At 32.1% G+C, this 16,791-nt stretch carries 14 protein-coding genes; 8 read left to right on the forward strand and 6 right to left on the reverse strand.

Going from position 1 to position 16,791, the window contains the following annotated elements; translation table 11 throughout:
• The 4 genes from KA814_RS01790 (at position 1) to KA814_RS01805 (ending at position 2,790) form a co-directional block, all read left to right on the forward strand.
• Positions 1–585, forward strand: coding sequence for a YcnI family copper-binding membrane protein (locus tag KA814_RS01790; RefSeq protein ID WP_019468850.1), 585 nt, complete (start codon positions 1–3; stop codon positions 583–585).
• Positions 586–704: 119 nt separating this feature from the next.
• On the forward strand, positions 705–1,118 hold the full coding sequence (locus tag KA814_RS01795) for a DUF2871 domain-containing protein (protein ID WP_019468851.1): 414 nt from the start codon (positions 705–707) through the stop codon (positions 1,116–1,118).
• Positions 1,119–1,323: 205 nt separating this feature from the next.
• A complete protein-coding gene (locus KA814_RS01800) occupies positions 1,324–2,355 on the forward strand; it encodes an NAD(P)/FAD-dependent oxidoreductase (RefSeq protein ID WP_064209330.1) in 1,032 nt (343 codons plus the stop codon).
• 33 nt (positions 2,356–2,388) lie between these two features.
• Positions 2,389–2,790 (forward strand): GNAT family N-acetyltransferase, encoded by a 402-nt coding sequence (locus KA814_RS01805; protein WP_064209331.1) that lies wholly within the window; start codon positions 2,389–2,391, stop codon positions 2,788–2,790.
• 315 nt (positions 2,791–3,105) lie between these two features.
• Here the strand turns inward: KA814_RS01805 and glcP are convergent, their stop codons facing one another.
• Both glcP and KA814_RS01815 read right to left on the reverse strand, forming a co-directional pair.
• Positions 3,106–4,470, reverse strand: a complete 1,365-nt coding sequence (gene glcP / locus KA814_RS01810) for a glucose transporter GlcP (RefSeq protein WP_176745319.1) — start codon at positions 4,468–4,470, stop codon at positions 3,106–3,108.
• A 215-nt stretch (positions 4,471–4,685) separates the two neighbouring features.
• Positions 4,686–5,675 (reverse strand): acrylyl-CoA reductase family protein, encoded by a 990-nt coding sequence (locus tag KA814_RS01815; RefSeq protein ID WP_046208541.1) that lies wholly within the window; start codon positions 5,673–5,675, stop codon positions 4,686–4,688.
• Between the two features lie 255 nt (positions 5,676–5,930).
• On the opposite strand from KA814_RS01815, the gene KA814_RS01820 reads away from it, so the two are divergent.
• The gene (locus KA814_RS01820; protein ID WP_064209332.1) at positions 5,931–6,449 is read left to right on the forward strand and encodes a GNAT family N-acetyltransferase; all 519 of its coding nucleotides are present in this window, start codon (positions 5,931–5,933) and stop codon (positions 6,447–6,449) included.
• 269 nt (positions 6,450–6,718) lie between these two features.
• On the forward strand, positions 6,719–7,519 hold the full coding sequence (locus tag KA814_RS01825; RefSeq protein ID WP_046208539.1) for a hypothetical protein: 801 nt from the start codon (positions 6,719–6,721) through the stop codon (positions 7,517–7,519).
• 236 nt (positions 7,520–7,755) lie between these two features.
• Here the strand turns inward: KA814_RS01825 and KA814_RS01830 are convergent, their stop codons facing one another.
• A complete protein-coding gene (locus KA814_RS01830) occupies positions 7,756–9,459 on the reverse strand; it encodes a CDP-glycerol glycerophosphotransferase family protein (RefSeq protein ID WP_210122651.1) in 1,704 nt (567 codons plus the stop codon).
• Between the two features lie 274 nt (positions 9,460–9,733).
• Between KA814_RS01830 and KA814_RS01835 the strand changes: the two genes are divergently transcribed.
• Entirely contained in the window at positions 9,734–11,338 is a 1,605-nt protein-coding gene (locus KA814_RS01835; protein WP_019468859.1) for an L-lactate permease, read from the forward strand.
• A 122-nt stretch (positions 11,339–11,460) separates the two neighbouring features.
• On the opposite strand, the gene KA814_RS01840 is transcribed toward KA814_RS01835, so the two are convergent.
• Positions 11,461–12,612 (reverse strand): glycosyltransferase family 4 protein, encoded by a 1,152-nt coding sequence (locus KA814_RS01840; protein WP_064209334.1) that lies wholly within the window; start codon positions 12,610–12,612, stop codon positions 11,461–11,463.
• Between the two features lie 393 nt (positions 12,613–13,005).
• Here KA814_RS01840 and mqo point away from each other — a divergent pair, with 393 nt between their 5' ends.
• On the forward strand, positions 13,006–14,484 hold the full coding sequence (gene mqo, locus KA814_RS01845) for a malate dehydrogenase (quinone) (RefSeq protein ID WP_046208536.1): 1,479 nt from the start codon (positions 13,006–13,008) through the stop codon (positions 14,482–14,484).
• Positions 14,485–14,692: 208 nt separating this feature from the next.
• On the opposite strand, the gene KA814_RS01850 is transcribed toward mqo, so the two are convergent.
• Together KA814_RS01850 and KA814_RS01855 are read right to left on the reverse strand one after the other, a co-directional pair.
• Entirely contained in the window at positions 14,693–16,057 is a 1,365-nt protein-coding gene (locus KA814_RS01850; protein WP_064209407.1) for a sensor histidine kinase, read from the reverse strand.
• A complete protein-coding gene (locus KA814_RS01855) occupies positions 16,050–16,724 on the reverse strand; it encodes a response regulator transcription factor (RefSeq protein WP_019468863.1) in 675 nt (224 codons plus the stop codon). Before KA814_RS01855 ends, KA814_RS01850 begins: the two co-directional genes overlap by 8 nt.
• Between the last annotated feature and the right edge of the window lie 67 nt (positions 16,725–16,791).

The raw sequence follows: 16,791 nt of genomic DNA on the forward strand, positions 1-16,791 counted from the left end.
ATGAAAAGACAATTTATTTTAGCCATCGCAGTTTGTTTTACTGTTTTAGTATTTTCCAAAAGTGCTCATGCACATGTGACTATGAATCCTGACACAAGTGAACCAGGTTCTTATGAAAAATATGATGTTAGAGTTCCAGTAGAAAAAGAAGCGAACACGACAAAAATAGAGTTGAAAGTACCCAAAGGTGTAAATGTTGTAGGTGTTGCACCACAGGAAACATTTGATCATAAATTAACTAAAGATGACGATGGTAATATTACCAAAATCACTTGGACAGCTAAAGATAAAGGTATTGGACCCAATGAATTTGTCGATTTACCTATTCAAGTAGCAAATCCTGATAAAGAAGGCGAATTTAAATGGGATGCTTATCAAACTTATGACGATGGAGAAACTGTAAAATGGAATGGTGATGAAGACGCAGAAAAACCATCACCTATGACTAAAGTATCCAAAAAAGCTGATGTTGATTCTGAAAATAATCAATCGGGCAATGATTCTATCGCTTTATGGATTGTATCTATCATAGCTATTATTTTAGCGCTCATAGCAATTTTTAAAAAGTCTCGTAAAGAAAGATAAAGTATAAGTGATTAAGCTAGTAATCAGATTTTGATTACTGGCTTTTTTGTGAAGTTTGGTGAATTGTCACTGTATTTTAATTAAATTTATTTTATAATAATTTTTAAGGAGGATTTTGAATGCGCAGAATATTATACGCTTTTTTAATTTATACAATCTTAGGATTGCTTAGTGGTTTTTATTATCGTGAATTAACACTTGCTTATGACTTTACAGGTGATACACAATTAGTAGTAGTACATACGCATACGTTAATATTAGGAATGTTTATGCATCTCATTTTATTACCAGTAACAAAAGTATTTAATTTGAGTAGTTATTATTTATTTAATTGGTTCTTTATCGTGTATAATATAGGTGTATTGGTAACGATTGGTATGATGTTTACGAAAGGCACTTACCAAGTGATGGGACTTAAAGTTCCAGAATCATTTGCTGGCTATGCAGGAATGGGGCATACAGTGATTACAGCTGGTTTTATTTTATTATTCTTCTTGCTTAAAAACGCCATTGTCAAAAAATCAGAAAAATAATTTCTCTAAATAGATTTTTAAAACAAATATAGCAATCATAGATATAGCAGACGATCGATACGAATTTGATCGTCTTTTTATTTTATTTTAAAGCCATTATACATATAAAGTAATTAATTATTAAAAAGTCACCCTTTTTAATTGATAAGCATTATCAATAATAGGATAATAGGTATTAATAAGTAGTACATGTAGGAGGATTATTATGGATGATGTAATCATTATCGGTGGTGGACCAGCCGGTCTGTTCGCGAGCTTTTATTCTGGATTAAGAGGGATGAATGTAAGAATTATTGATATTCAAGATAAGCTAGGAGGTAAAATGCACGTGTATCCTGAAAAGATTATTTGGGATATCGGGGGATTGGCACCGAAACCTTGCTATGAAATTATACAAGATACTGTTAATCAAGGACTACATTTTAATCCTAAAGTAAATTTAGAGGAACGTGTGATAGATATTAGGAAATTGGCTGAACGTCATTTTGAAGTAGAGACCAATAAAGGAATTATATATAAATCCAAATCTGTTATTATCGCCATTGGTGGTGGCATCATTAATCCAAAACAACTTGATATCAAGGGAGCAGAAAGATATCAATTAACAAACTTACATTATGTTGTGCAATCTTTAAAACATTTTAAAAACAAAAACGTATTGATTTCAGGGGCAGGTAACTCTGCTCTAGATTGGGCAAATGATTTAAGTGGCTATGCTAAAAGTGTGACATTAATTTATCGAAAAGCGGATATCAAGGGTTATGAAGCAATGAAAAATATATTAGATGGATTGTCAGTAGAAAAGTTACCCAACACACATATCTATCAATTAATAGGAGACGTTACCCAGTCGCGTATAGAACAAGTGATATTGGAAAATATTGAAACAGGGGAACAAGAGGTACGTGCTTTTGACGAAGTCATCGTCAGTCATGGATTCGATAGAGAAAATACATTATTAGAACAATCTACAACTCAAGTTGATATGCATAGTGAATATAATATTAAAGGGTTTGGTAACACTGCAACGAGTATTGAAGGTCTATACGCTTGTGGTGATATTATTTATCATGAAGCAAAAGCACACTTAATCGCGAGTGCTTTTAGCGACGCAGCAAACGCAGCTAATCTAGCAAAGCTTTATGTTGAACCAGAAGCGGCTCCTGAAGGTTATGTATCGAGTCATAATGATGCATTCAAAGAATCTAATAAAGTAGTGATGAAAAAATATTTATAAATCATGGTTTAGCAGTCTGGGGGATGAAAATACATGGTTAAAATAAAGTACGAAGCGCCAACAGTACAAGATTATAGAAATATGAGAAAAAAAGCTGGGTTAAGTGAAAAATCACAAAAGGCGACAGAAAAAGGGATATCAAATGCATGCTTTGACATTACAATATATGATGATGACTTATTAATAGCGATGGGCAGAGTAATTGGAGATGGCGGTACTGCTTTTCAAATTATTGACATAGCAGTAGAACCACGTTATCAAGGTCAGGGTTATGGTAAACAGGTTATGACTAATATTATGAAATATATATCATCTGTTGCAGAAGATGGTACTTATGTGAGTTTAATGGCAGATTATCCTGCAGATCAATTGTATGAACAATTCGGATTTACGACTACGGAACCTCATTCTTGTGGGATGTATATCAAATACTAAATTTAAATATGTTGAAGAATGTTTAAATGCGAAGCAGTAGTTTAAAGATAGTTATCTATGAAACACATGTCCATTGCTCTATCATAAAGATAGAATCTGACGTGTGTGATGTTGTGCTAATTGATATCATTTTTTAATGATAATACAACGCGTTCACATTCAGAGTGAGTGATACCAAACCATCTTTTAGAAAACTATACGGATTAATTTGCGAGATGCAAAGAGAGCTAATCCAGAACGGATTAGCTCTCTTATTTTGAGCATAGGTTTTATACCCTAAAAACTCACATTAATTTTGTTTTAGCAATGTAATGTTTATTTGGATTCTTTAACATTGACATCAGTTGCATTTGTTCTAGATCTTAAATCAGCTTCTATTTCTTCTAAACTACGTCCGCGTGTTTCTGGTAAGTATTTAATAACAAAGATTAAAGCACAGACACCGATAGCTGCAAAGATTAAGAAAACTTGTTCTACTGATAAAACATCAGTCAAAATAGGGAATAATTGCGCAACTAGTAAACTACCAATAGATAGTACTAAAGCAGCGATTCCTGTTGCAGCACCACGTGCACGCATTGGGAATAATTCTGGTAACATAACCCAAAGTACTGGTCCCCAAGTAAAACCAAAGAAGATGATGAAAAGCGTTAGACAAGCAACCATAATCCATGCAGAAGATTGGATACCAACTGTCCAAACTAATATTGCCATGATTAATAGTGAAGCAACCATACCAATATTACCGATGACTAATAATCGCTTACGATCTATTTTATCAATAATCATAATTGCTACAATCGTAATAAGGACGTTTACGGTACCAATACCAACTGTGCCTAATATAGAAGTTGCATTTCCAAGACCAGCTTTACTAAATATCGTTGGTGCGTAATAAATAATAGCGTTAATACCTATAATTTGTTGTAATAAAGCAAATACACTACCAATGATCAATGTTGGTCTTAACCAAGGTGATTTTAATACATTCCAAGTGCTTTCAGAAATAGCATTTATTTCTTTCATATCAGCAATTTCTTTATCAATTTCGCTTTCTTTAAATGTTAATTTCATAACGTCACGAGCAGCTTTTTCACTTCTGTGTTCAAGTAGCCATCTAGGGCTTTCAGGCATAAATGCTACACCGATTAATAGAATGAGTGAAGGTAATACTGCTAAACCGAGCATCCATCTCCATCCTTCGATTGGAGTGAAAGCATAGTTAATTAAATATGAAGATAAAATACCAATTGTAATCATTAATTGGTTTAAGGAACTTAACGAACCACGTTGTTCGGTAGGTGCCATTTCAGATAAATATACTGGTACGATTGCTGTTGAGCCACCGACAGCTAATCCGATAACAAGTCTACCAATTACTAATACTGGCATTGATGGTGCTAAGGCTAAAATTAATGCACCGACAATATAAATAATAGCGATAATAAATACAACACGTCTACGACCTAATCTATCAGACATAGGTCCACTCGCACCGGAGCCGAAGATAGCGCCGACTAACATCGATGCAACGACAAGTCCTTCAGTAAAACTATTTAACGGTATGTCATCTTTTATAAATAACAGTGCACCTGATATAACCCCCATGTCATAACCATAGAGTAATCCTCCCAATGCACCAAGGAAAAAGATGAGCTTTTTATTCACTTTGATTCCCATATTAACCCTCCTGATAATATTCAATAATAATAAGTATACGCTTTCATATTTTAATTGTAAATGTTAAAGTATAATAAATTTATCTATTGATATATATTTATATGAATTGTAATATTTTTGTAGTTTAAATAAAAATGTATAGTTATATAAGTTGATATCAAATAAAACTCCGCACATCAATTTTTGTTTGATGTGCGGAGTTTTATAAAATCATCTTATGCGTCGAATTCGATAACAATTCTACCAGAATTATTATGTTGAAGCACTTCATCTATGCTGTTTTTAATATCTTTAAAGTTTATATTATGTTTTATATCATGTAATTGATCTGGTTTTAAATCTTTTGATAGACGACGCCAAATATGTTTCCGTTGTCTCATTTCTGTATATACAGAGTCAATACCTATAACGTTTACACCTCTTAATATGAAAGGAAAGACTGAACTATCGAATGTAGCGCCTCCTGTCATGCCAATGAGCGCAACGCTACCATTATAATTAAGTTGCTTAATGATTTGTGAAAAACTGTCACCACCAACTGGATCGATGACTGCTTGCCATGTGCGTTTACCTAAAGGTTTATTATCTTCTTTGTCAATTCTAGAAATAACATCTTTTGCACCTATGGTTTTAAGTGTTTCAGTAGCTTCAGTCTTACCTGTACTAGCGATCACATCATATCCAATGCCATTTAACATCATAATCGCTAATGTTCCTACACCACCTGTTGCACCTCTTACAAGCACTTGATCTTTTTCTACAGATAGTCCATTATGCTCTAATTTTTCAATTGCTAAACCAGCTGTGTAACCTGCTGTCCCATATATCATAGCTTCTTCAAGTGTGAGGTCTTTAGGTAAAGGTACAATCCATTCTTCTTTTACGCGAACATATTCACTAAAACCTCCGAAATGGTCTGTTCCTAAACCGTACCCTGTAACGATGACTTCATCTCCTGGTTCAAAAGCATGTGTGTCAGAGTGAGCTACCACACCTGCTAAATCGATGCCTGGCACCATTGGATAACTGTTAACAATTTTTGAATTGTCTAATGTAGCTAATGCATCTTTATAATTAATTCCAGAGTATTTCGTTTTAATCAACACTTCACCTTCTGGAAGATCATCTATTGTCATATCTTTAAATTCGCTTGTTACTTTGCCGTCTTGTTCATTGACCACAAAAGCTTTAAATGTTTTCGTCATTGCCTTATGGCACTCCCTTATGTATATATATTTATGAACAATTAAAAAACTAGAACTACTTTATCATGATATTGTGAATTTCACAATAAGTGTAAAAGCGCTGATTTAAAAGTAAGCGTTTTAATTTTAACAATCGTAAACTTTATGTCATTTGACTATACTTTAAGTTGTCAAAAAAATATATTAAGTCGTATAGTAACATATTTAACATTTTAGTATACTAATTGACAAGATGGCAAAAAGGGGGCATGCAGTATGACAGATAATATTGAATTGGTAAAACAATCGGAAGTACATCGGTTAAGAGAAATTTGTATTACAACATTTAAACATACATTCAAAGAAGGTGGATATACACAGGAAGATTTTGAAACCTATTTTAAACAGGCATATAATGTGGAAACGTTAAAAGACGAATTGAATAATAAACATTCATTCACATATTTTTATCTCAGCAATAATGAAATTGTAGGTTATTTTAAATTAAATATAGACGATGCACAAACTGAGGCAATGGGTGAATCCTACTTAGAAATTCAAAGAATATACTTTTTACCTCAATCACAAGGTGGAGGAAAAGGGAAAAATGTTTTTGATTTTGCAATTAAAAAAGCACGCGAGTTGTATAAAACAAAAATTTGGTTAGGTGTATGGGAATATAATGAAAAAGCATTAAACTTTTATAAAAAACAAGGCCTACGTATAACAGGTTCCCATGAATTTCATACTGGTAACGTGGTAGATACAGATTTAATAATGGAAAAAACCATATAGCAGCTTTTGAAAAAGTCATTTATCCTGTAATCTGTTCAATTATCTTGGCGCATTGTATTCCTATTGCAAAAGCTAGATATTAAATTAAAGTTTCTATTTTTTAAGTTTTTGTAAAAATTATATTTATTTCAAAAAAAGTTTTGATAAAAGGTGTTTATTTTAATAATAATAGTGAATAACATAATAATTCTCATTTATCCTAATTATTAAACACATTACATAATTTTAAATTAGGCAATGGGAAGGACACAACTAAGGAGGCTTATTATATGAAGAAGTTATTAGCAGGTTTTCTTACACTTACATTAGCACTTGCTGCTTGTTCTAATGGTAGTGATGACAATGGCGGTAGTAAAGACGATAGTTCGAAAGACAAACAGTCTTCCGATGACAAATCAAAAGACTCAAAAGATTCTAAGAGCGATGACAAAAAGGACAATGATAGTTCCGATAAAGATTCAGATAGTAATTCGGACAACAAATCAGACAGTGATGCTGATAAAAATAGTTCTGACTCAGACTCTAGTTCTAACTCTGATGATAGCAGCAATTCTGGAAACAGTGACAATGCCAATGATAGTTCGACTAACGGTTCCAACGGCAGTGATAGCAATAGCGATAATTCAAATAATGATAACAATTCAAGCAATGCGGATAGCAATGAGAGTACAGCAAGTAATGCAAATAGTAATGCTGATCAAGCATCTAATAGTGCAAGTAATTCAAATGCGGGCAACACAGGTAACAGTGGTGCTTCTCAATATGTGGCACCTTATCAAGGTCAAAATGCAGTGCCAGTCGCACAAAACATTACTTCAGGTAGCACTGACGCACAAACAGCTTTACAGTCATTGCCTAATTTCCAAAACGCTTTAGACAATGCAACTGCTGAAGTCAATGCGTTAAATGGCCAATCAAATCCTTATAATGATTATGCTATTGAAGGAAGCGAAGGGAATTATAGCTATATCTTTAGCTTCCAAAACCAAGCACAACCTGGTAGTTATTCAATTGTAACTGTTGACCAACAAGGAACTGTTAGAGTAGTTGATCCAGCTTACCAACAATAAAAGCATCATAAAATAACGTGATTTTTATACGTATTATAAAAAAGTGGCAAGTAGAAAGCATTAACTTCTAACTTGCCACTTTTTATTTTGGTAAAATTTTCTTTATGTGCGAATCGTTCGAGTATGATTCCTTTAAATGCATTTTATATTTAAATAAAAGCACCAAAGCCAATATTCATAATTTAAAACTTTGAATTTAAATTAGAATAACAAATTGTTGGTTGTATATGTGATGATTAGTTTAATTTATTGGAATTAATCGACTTTTGAATAATATGTGAAATCGTTTCAAAGGCATGGTTGTCTTTATTTATAAACGGATTAGCATGTATATCTTTCATTTGGTGACTGATTAAATCATTTAAGAGCGCTTTTGAATCACTATATCTAACTGTAGAAAGAGAATGCATAACATCTTCATAAACACCGCGTTCACTCACATATTTTTCATGGTCAGGCGTATATTGACAGACAGTTTTATCAATCGTAAGTGCATCAAAAATAAGTGAAGAATAATCTGTTAATACTGTATCTGATACTAACAATAAATCTTGAACTTCAATATGTGATGGCGCAATGATAGCATTTTCAGGTATATAGTTAGATTGGTCGTTGATATGTCCTTTAAAGATAACATTATATTTATTCAATAAGCCATCACTCATTGGTAACAAATCGGTTGCTTCATTTGCTGCTTTCCATGTAGGAACATAAAGTAATGTTTGTTTTTGAGGATCTAGTTTTAATTCTTTTTTTATAAATGAGATATATGGTTGACCAGATTGTTTATCTAACAGATATCTAATTCTCGGATACCCACAATTTAATAAGTGTGTGTGTTGTTGGGGAAACGCAGACTTGAAATGTTCCATAATGGCTCCGGAATCACTGATGAAGTAATCTTGTTGCAACCATTTATTATATTTGCGTGCACGATAATTATAGGTATTGAGATTCTCATTAGGTTCATGACTATCTAAAAATAGTTTTTTAATAGGTGTGCCATGCCATAGTTGTATAATTGTACCATTTGGTTGGATATCATCAGGGATATCGTTTTCTAAAATAACCACACTTGCTGTTTCTATTAGATTTTTTGATTTCGCGTCATTTGGATCGATAAAATTAGGGCCATTTACATCATTCGTTATAAAAAATATAGGTAATTTAGAAAAGTACTTTGCAAAATGATTAAATAAATAGCGAGAATTACCTCGAAATCCATAATCAAAACCTAAAAAGACGATATGATTTTTAACTTTCGATTTATCTTTCTTATAAATATAACTGCTTTCATAATGTTTTTTTTCGTAATGACGATGAAATAAAGTATAAATCCAATGTGGAAGTTTGAATTTAGTATTTTTAAGCACTTTATCTGTAAATCGAATGTCGTCGTGATTAGGCGCTAGTGTTTCACTATTTTTAAATGGTATCGAGTGTTTATGTTCAAAGGCTAATTTGTTTAAATTGAATTTAGTAGTGTTTAATGGCGTGAATGCTTGAATATAATCCCATATAGCACTACTGGTTGTAAAAGCATGTTTGAAATTGAAAACGACATGGCTATCTGTTGCTACATCATCTTGCAATAGTGATAATAATGCTAAGTCAAATATATTATTAATGGTATAATTGTTTATTATTTTTTGAGTGGTTTCTATATGGAAAATAATATTTGGAAAATGATTTAGATTATCCATCCAATCATTAAAAGTGATTTCGGGTTTACCAAAATATCGGCAATCATTTAAATATTGTTGATTGATTGTATAATCTGCAACGATAGTGACCGGTTTTAGTGTAACTGCGTCTAACATCGATTGATAAATTTCACTATTTTGATCTATATATACAAAGTGAGTATATCCTTGTGCTGTAGCTTTCTCAAGGTCCTTTACGAAAAGGTCCCACGTTGAAACTTCTATTTGCTTTATCATTTATAATCCCTCGATTTAAATATTATTATCCTTATTTTATCATTTAATACGTCATAGATAAAAGAAACTTCAATATTCATATTAGGATTGAAGAATTGCGTTTGAGATGATGTATATTCAATTGGAGTTTATTAGAAAAATAAAAAACTTTAATTTTAGGCTATTAATTTTTTGAAAATTATTGTATTTTACTTAAAGTAGATGTTATAATTTATGTGAAATAATTCACAAATGGAAGATGATTAATTAATTTAAGTATAGGAAGTGAGTATAAATGTTTGTAGAAAGTATTAACCCCTTTAACAATGTATTATTATCCAGTATTGTAGCCGCTATCCCTATCATTTTATTTTTATTATGCTTAACCATTTTCAAAATGAAAGGGATATATGCGTCAATTACGACATTAGTAGTTACATTGATACTTGCAATAACGATATTCAAATTGCCTATGAATATCGCAACAGGTGCATCAATTGAAGGATTTTTCCAAGGCATCATTCCAATTGGTTATATTGTGATTATGGCAGTGCTGTTATATAAGGTTACAAATGAAACTGGGCAATTTGATAAGATTCAAGATAGTATTGCGAGTGTATCGCAAGATCATCGTATTCAATTATTGCTCATAGGTTTTGCGTTTAATGGATTTTTAGAAGGTGCAGCAGGTTTTGGTGTGCCGATTGCCATATGTGCCTTGTTATTAACTCAATTAGGCTTTAAACCTTTAGAAGCTGCAATGTTATGTTTAATTGCTAATGCTTCAGCTGGTGCATTTGGAGCAATTGGCTTGCCTGTAACAGTGATTGATACACTTGGTTTACCAAGTGATGTTACAGGATTTGCGGTTTCTCAAATGTCTGCTTTAACTTTATCGATTATGAATATGTTTATCCCATTTTTATTAGTATGGATTATTGACGGTTTTAAAGGTATTAAAGAAACGTTACCAGCAATCCTTATTGTTGGTGGAACTTTTACGATATTACAAGCTTTGATTACGGTGTTTATTGGACCAGAACTAGCTGATATTATCCCACCGTTAGTATCAATGTTAGCGTTAGCCTTATATTCTAAAAAACATCAGCCTAAAAATATATTTAGGTTGAAAGATAGTGGAGAACCTAAGTCTATTGTAAAACATAATTTTAAAACTTTAATATATGCATGGAGTCCATTTGTGATTTTAACAGCATTAGTTATGATTTGGAGTGCACCACAATTTAAAGCGTTGTTCTCACCTAATGGTGCGTTGAGCGCATTAGTATTTAATATTCAACTACCAGGTACGTATAGTGACATTGCTGACAAGGCAATTACATTACCACTCAATATCATTGGACAAACTGGTACAGCGATTTTATTAGTAATTTTAATAACTATATTAATGTCAAAACAAGTGAACATGCTTGATGCAACACGCTTATTAAAATTAACTTTTAAAGAATTATGGTTACCTATTATTACAATTTGTATTATTTTAATTATTTCTAAATTGATGACTTATGCAGGTTTAAGTAATGCTTTAGGTGAAGGTATTGCTAAAGCAGGATCAATCTTCCCGCTATTGTCACCTATCTTAGGTTGGATTGGCGTATTTTTAACTGGTTCTGTGACAAATAATAATACACTATTTGCTCCGATACAGTCAGCGGTAGCTAATAATATTGGTACAAGCGGTGCATTGCTTGTATCTGCAAATACAGTAGGTGGTGTAGCAGCGAAATTAATTTCACCACAATCCATTGCGATTGCAACTGCATCTGTACAACAAGTAGGTAAAGAATCAGAGTTATTAAAAATGACGTTACGCTATAGTTTTGCATTTATTATCTTTATATGTTTATGGACTTTCATGTTGAACTTTATCATTCATTAAAGCATCATCGTGGTTATGGTTGTTAGTAAGATGCCTGTGATTATGGCATATTACAGATGATTAAGTTTATTGTAATAAAATATAAAGATCGAAATAAAAAAGAAGCCGTTTGGCTTCTTTTTTTATTTCGATGCAATCATCATTTGAAAGTAATGGTAGACTGAATCTGATGAAAATAATTGGACGGTTTGATACCCATTTTCTATGATGGATTGTTTATTAAATTCCTGATTGATAAGTCTGAGTAGTTTATTAGAAAGATCTTTTACATTTCCATGCGATACGAGGTATCCATTGACGTTATTTTGTATCAGAGCGTCTGGTCCTGCATTACCATCAAAACTAACCACGACATTACCTTGATTCATAGCTTCTAAAATTACCATTCCGAACCCTTCATTACGAGAAGGGACGACTGTAATATCACTTTTAGCTAATTTTTCGTTTAATTGCTGAGTTGAACCATAAAGTTTTACGATATCTGCTAGTTGGTGCTCTATGACTAATTGTTGTAAAAGCTCATGCTCTTTTCCGTCACCATAGATGTGTATTTGATATTTAAAACGTCTGACTTCTTGTTGAATAGGTATGATACTTTGAATTAATAGGTCGAACCCTTTTTCGTATTCTAGTCGTCCTGCGGCAGTAATGATTTTTTCTTTTGATATTGAGAGACGGGGCTCATTTAAAATGTTGGGTATGACATAAACAGGAGTTTGAACAAAAGATTCATATTTACTTTTATCACTTTCTGTTAGTGTGGTTATTTTGTCTAAATATTGATAAGCATCTAAGATTTCTTGTTGTAGGGCATCGTTATGTGCTTCAAAATTCATATGTTCCATACCTATTTTCTCTACATTTTGTGGACCATAGTGAGCAATTAATATATTAAAACTCGCACGTGTACCAATGAGCATATCAGTGGAAACATTACGTATTGCTTGAATCATTTTCTTTTCTATATAATGTGAAAACTGATAAAGACCTGGTTCATATTGTGAAATTAATTTTGGTCTAGAAAACGGAGTGTATTTGCGGATTCTATTAAAAAATATAGCTTTAATATTTAAAAAATGTAACTGATAGTCTGTTAAAGCACGAACTTTAATAGATTTATGTAGTTTGAAATAAGGTTTAGAAGCCCCCTTGAAAACGGAAATGATTTCAACCTTATGACCTTTTTCGGCTAAAACATTAGCTAATTGAGAAATAGATTTAACAGTACCACCCATAGCATAAACATTATGCGTAAAAAAAGTGATAGATTTCATTGGAATACCTCCAAAAGTATAAGAATTAAATTAAAATTTATTATAGCATGAAATTTAAGAGAGTGATAAAGTAATGAATGTTATGTGTGACACAATGTAATTTGATTTTAAGTGTCTAATGTTAATTGCAATTTAAGTCGTCTCATAGCTATTATAGTTAACAGGTATTAACATAATTTGAGTAGAATTACTGAAAGCCCTTTTTTCATAGGACAATAACGTATATAATTAGAAGTGTGACAAAAGATTCTGCTATTTTTTTAACATTTAGTATAATTATAGTAGATTAAGATTTAAATTATTCACTATAGAAAACGCTTTATCATGGCTGTGATTTTCCTAGATAAAGATAACGTGTCTATAAACATATATAAAAGGGGGACTGTGTTTGTTATGAGTAAACAACATAGCAAAACAGATGTCATATTAATTGGCGGCGGTATCATGAGCGCAACACTAGGAACGTTATTAAAAGAACTTGCACCTGAGAAAGATATTAAAATGTTTGAAAGATTATCTACACCAGCAGAAGAAAGTTCAAATGCGTGGAATAATGCAGGAACAGGGCATTCTGCATTATGCGAATTAAATTATACAAACGAAAACAAAGATGGATCAATCGATATTTCTAAAGCTGTTAAAATTAATGAACAGTTTCAAATTACAAAGCAATTTTGGAATTATCTTGTTAAGCAAGGTCAATTATCAAAACCTGAAGCCTTTATTAAGCCTGTGCCGCATATGAGTTTTGTACAGGGTGTACGCAATGTAGATTTTTTAAGAAGACGTGTAGAAAGATTAAATAAAAATATTTTATTTAGTAATATGGAAATTACAGATGACAAAGCGCAAATTTCTGAATGGGCACCGTTGATTATGGAAGGGCGTACATCCAATATACCAATGGCTATTACATATGATAAAACGGGGACAGATGTGAATTTTAGTGCGTTAACAAAAAAATTATTTTCAAATTTAGAAGATAAACATGTAGAACTTAATTACGAACATGAAGTAGAAAACCTAAGTCAACGTAAGGATGGCACTTGGGAAGTTAAAGTGAAAGATTTGAAAACGGATGAAGTGACAATAGTGGAAAGTGATTTTGTGTTTATTGGTGCCGGTGGTGCTAGTTTACCTTTATTACAAAAAACAGGTATCAAGGAATCTAAACATATTGGTGGATTCCCAGTAAGTGGTCTGTTCTTAGTATGTAGAGATGAGGCTATCACATCAAAACATCTTGCTAAAGTTTATGGAAAAGCAGCTGTTGGTGCGCCACCAATGTCAGTACCACATTTAGATACACGCTATATTGATGGCAAACGTACATTATTGTTTGGGCCATTTGCTGGTTTTTCACCTAAATTTTTAAAGACTGGTTCAAATATGGATTTAATAAAATCAGTGAAACCAAACAACCTTATTACAATGCTATCGGCAGGAATTAAAGAAATGAACTTAACTAAATATTTAATTTCTCAACTCACATTATCAAATGAAGAGAGAATGGAAGATTTACGTCAATTTGTGCCAAATGCAAAAAGCGAAAACTGGGAAATTGTGGTTGCTGGACAACGTGTACAAGTCATTAAAGATACAGATAAAGGAAAAGGCACGTTACAATTTGGTACAGAAGTCATTACTTCTGAAGATGGTTCTTTAGCAGCATTGTTAGGTGCCTCTCCAGGTGCTTCAACTGCTGTTGACATCATGTTAGATGTACTTCAACGTTGTTATAAACAAGAATTTAACAATTGGGAAGAAAAAGTTAAAGAAATAGTGCCTTCATTCGGTATGAAATTATCGGAAAATGAAGCTCTATACACTCAAATTAATAAAGAAATAACTAAAAACTTAAAGATTAATTAATAGATATAGTGCACTCATTTTAACAAATGAGAAGCTTAGGAGATAAATAACCATAGTCAAAATAAGAGCGCCAATCCGCAAAGGATTAGCGCTCTTTTTGTAATTAAAATCTCAAGGTTTTAATTGTCTATGTTTGCTAGAAAATATTGTAACCTATTACGAGCTTTAATTCATAAAATTCACAGGTATCAGCTCACTTGTTATATTGTTATTTATGGATGGTAACAGTGAATGTTGTACCTTCATATTTCGTACTTGTTACTTCAATTGTACCATTGTGTAATTCAAAAATTGCTTTCGCAATAGCTAAGCCTAAGCCATTGCTATTATCATGATTGCTTGCTTTATAGAAACGTTCAAATAGACGAGATTGGGTTTCTGGTGACATGCCTTGACCATCATCAGTGATATTAAAACGAATTTGATCGGTATCATGTGTGAGTGTAATGTCAATTGTACCCCCTTGTTCAGAATATTTGATCGCGTTCGTTATTAAGTTTTGAAAAGCTTGGTTTAGTAAGCGCTCATTCCCAATTATAGATACATTAGCTAAATCAGACATAATGATCAAATCTTTTTCATTCGTCGCAAATTGTTCATGGCGTATAATCTGTTTAATCAGTTTATTAAGTTCGATGTTGTCAGTTAATTCTAGATGTTCGCCATTATCAATTTCTGATAATAATAAAAGTTCTTTGGTTAATTCACTGAGCTGTGTTGTAATTTGGTATATTTCATCGATATATTGTTCACGAGCTGTTGCGTCTTTAGCGAATTTTAATTGATCAAGTAAATGATGAATATGTGTTAATGGTGTTTTGATCTCATGTGAAACATTTTGAACAAAGTGCTGTCTCATGTCATCGACTTGTTTTAAAGAGAGTCTCATTTTATCAAATCGATATTGTAATGTGCCAAATTCATCATTACGTTTAATGTCTATCGGTACATCAAAATTGCCTTCCATTAACCTTTCAGTCGCTTGTTTTAACTGTTGTATCGGTTTAATAATCATATAAGTTGAAGAAATAACCCAAATGATTGAGATGACTAATAAGAGTGTAATTAATATGACTAAGAAAATTCTAAATTCACTAAAAGTTTTTCCGATGTCTGGTCTCATAAAAACAGCATAATTTTGACCATTGGATTGAAATTGCACACCCACAGTATTTTGAGTAGTATTTTCAAAAAAACCAGTGATAAAAGGGTTGTAGGGCAAATTTCTTATCCCATGATAATCATGGCCATTTAACACAGATTTAATGTTTTTAGAGTCAACATTATCTTTTCTAAATGCAGTGCCATAATAAGCCTTTTTGCCATTTTCTGAGACGGTCATCACTTGATAATTCATTTGTCCAAGATGTTTGAAAAAGGGTTTTGGCATTTGTATCTTAGATTCTTTTTCATAGGAAATAGCATCTTTTAATGTTCTCATTATTTTTGCATCATTATTCTCTTTTAAATGATTGTGATAAATAATGTTAGTTAATAGAAAACTAAGCAATGCACTCGATAGTAAAATGACGACAGTATAAATAGCAATACGTGAATATAGTGATTTAAACATTGTCATCAACCTTGTATCCTAAGCCACGTACTGTATGAATCGTAATCGTAGCTCCTAACTTTGACAATCGCTTTCTCAAACGCTTAATGTGTACGTCAACAGTCCGTTCATCACCTTCATAGTCAAAGCCCCAAATTTTTTCAATCAAATCGTCACGGTTAAATACTTGTTTTGGATGTGAAGCAAGTAAGAATAAGAGTTGAAACTCTTTATTTGGTAAGTTCATTGATTTAGTAGAAGATTGAAGTTCTAAATAAGCTTGATTGAGCGTGAGATTTCCAACTTTCAATTCATTATTAGCATTTATATTATACCGTTTTAATACTGCTTTTATTCTAAAGATAAGCTCTTTTACTTCAAATGGCTTAGTAACATAATCGTCTGTACCAGTTAAATAGGCTTGTTCCTTATCACTAAGTGCGTCTCTTGCTGTTAACATAATGACAGGCATTTCAAAATCTTCTTTTAAAACTTTACATAGTTCAAAACCACTCATGCCAGGCATCATTACATCGACGATAGCAATATCAACCTGATGTGTATCTAAATACGACAGTGCGTTTTCAGCACTTGATTGTGTCACAACATCTAGTCCTTCTCGTGAAATATAATTTGAAACATATTCTAAAATTTTACTGTCATCATCGACAATTAAACAAGTTGTCATGCTCAAAATCTCCTTAATCATTTTACAGACATTATATATGGAAAAATTTAACTTAACAAATAGGAAA

This window comes from Staphylococcus sp. GDY8P196P, assembly GCF_017891705.1.
Classification (GTDB): domain Bacteria; phylum Bacillota; class Bacilli; order Staphylococcales; family Staphylococcaceae; genus Staphylococcus; species Staphylococcus ureilyticus.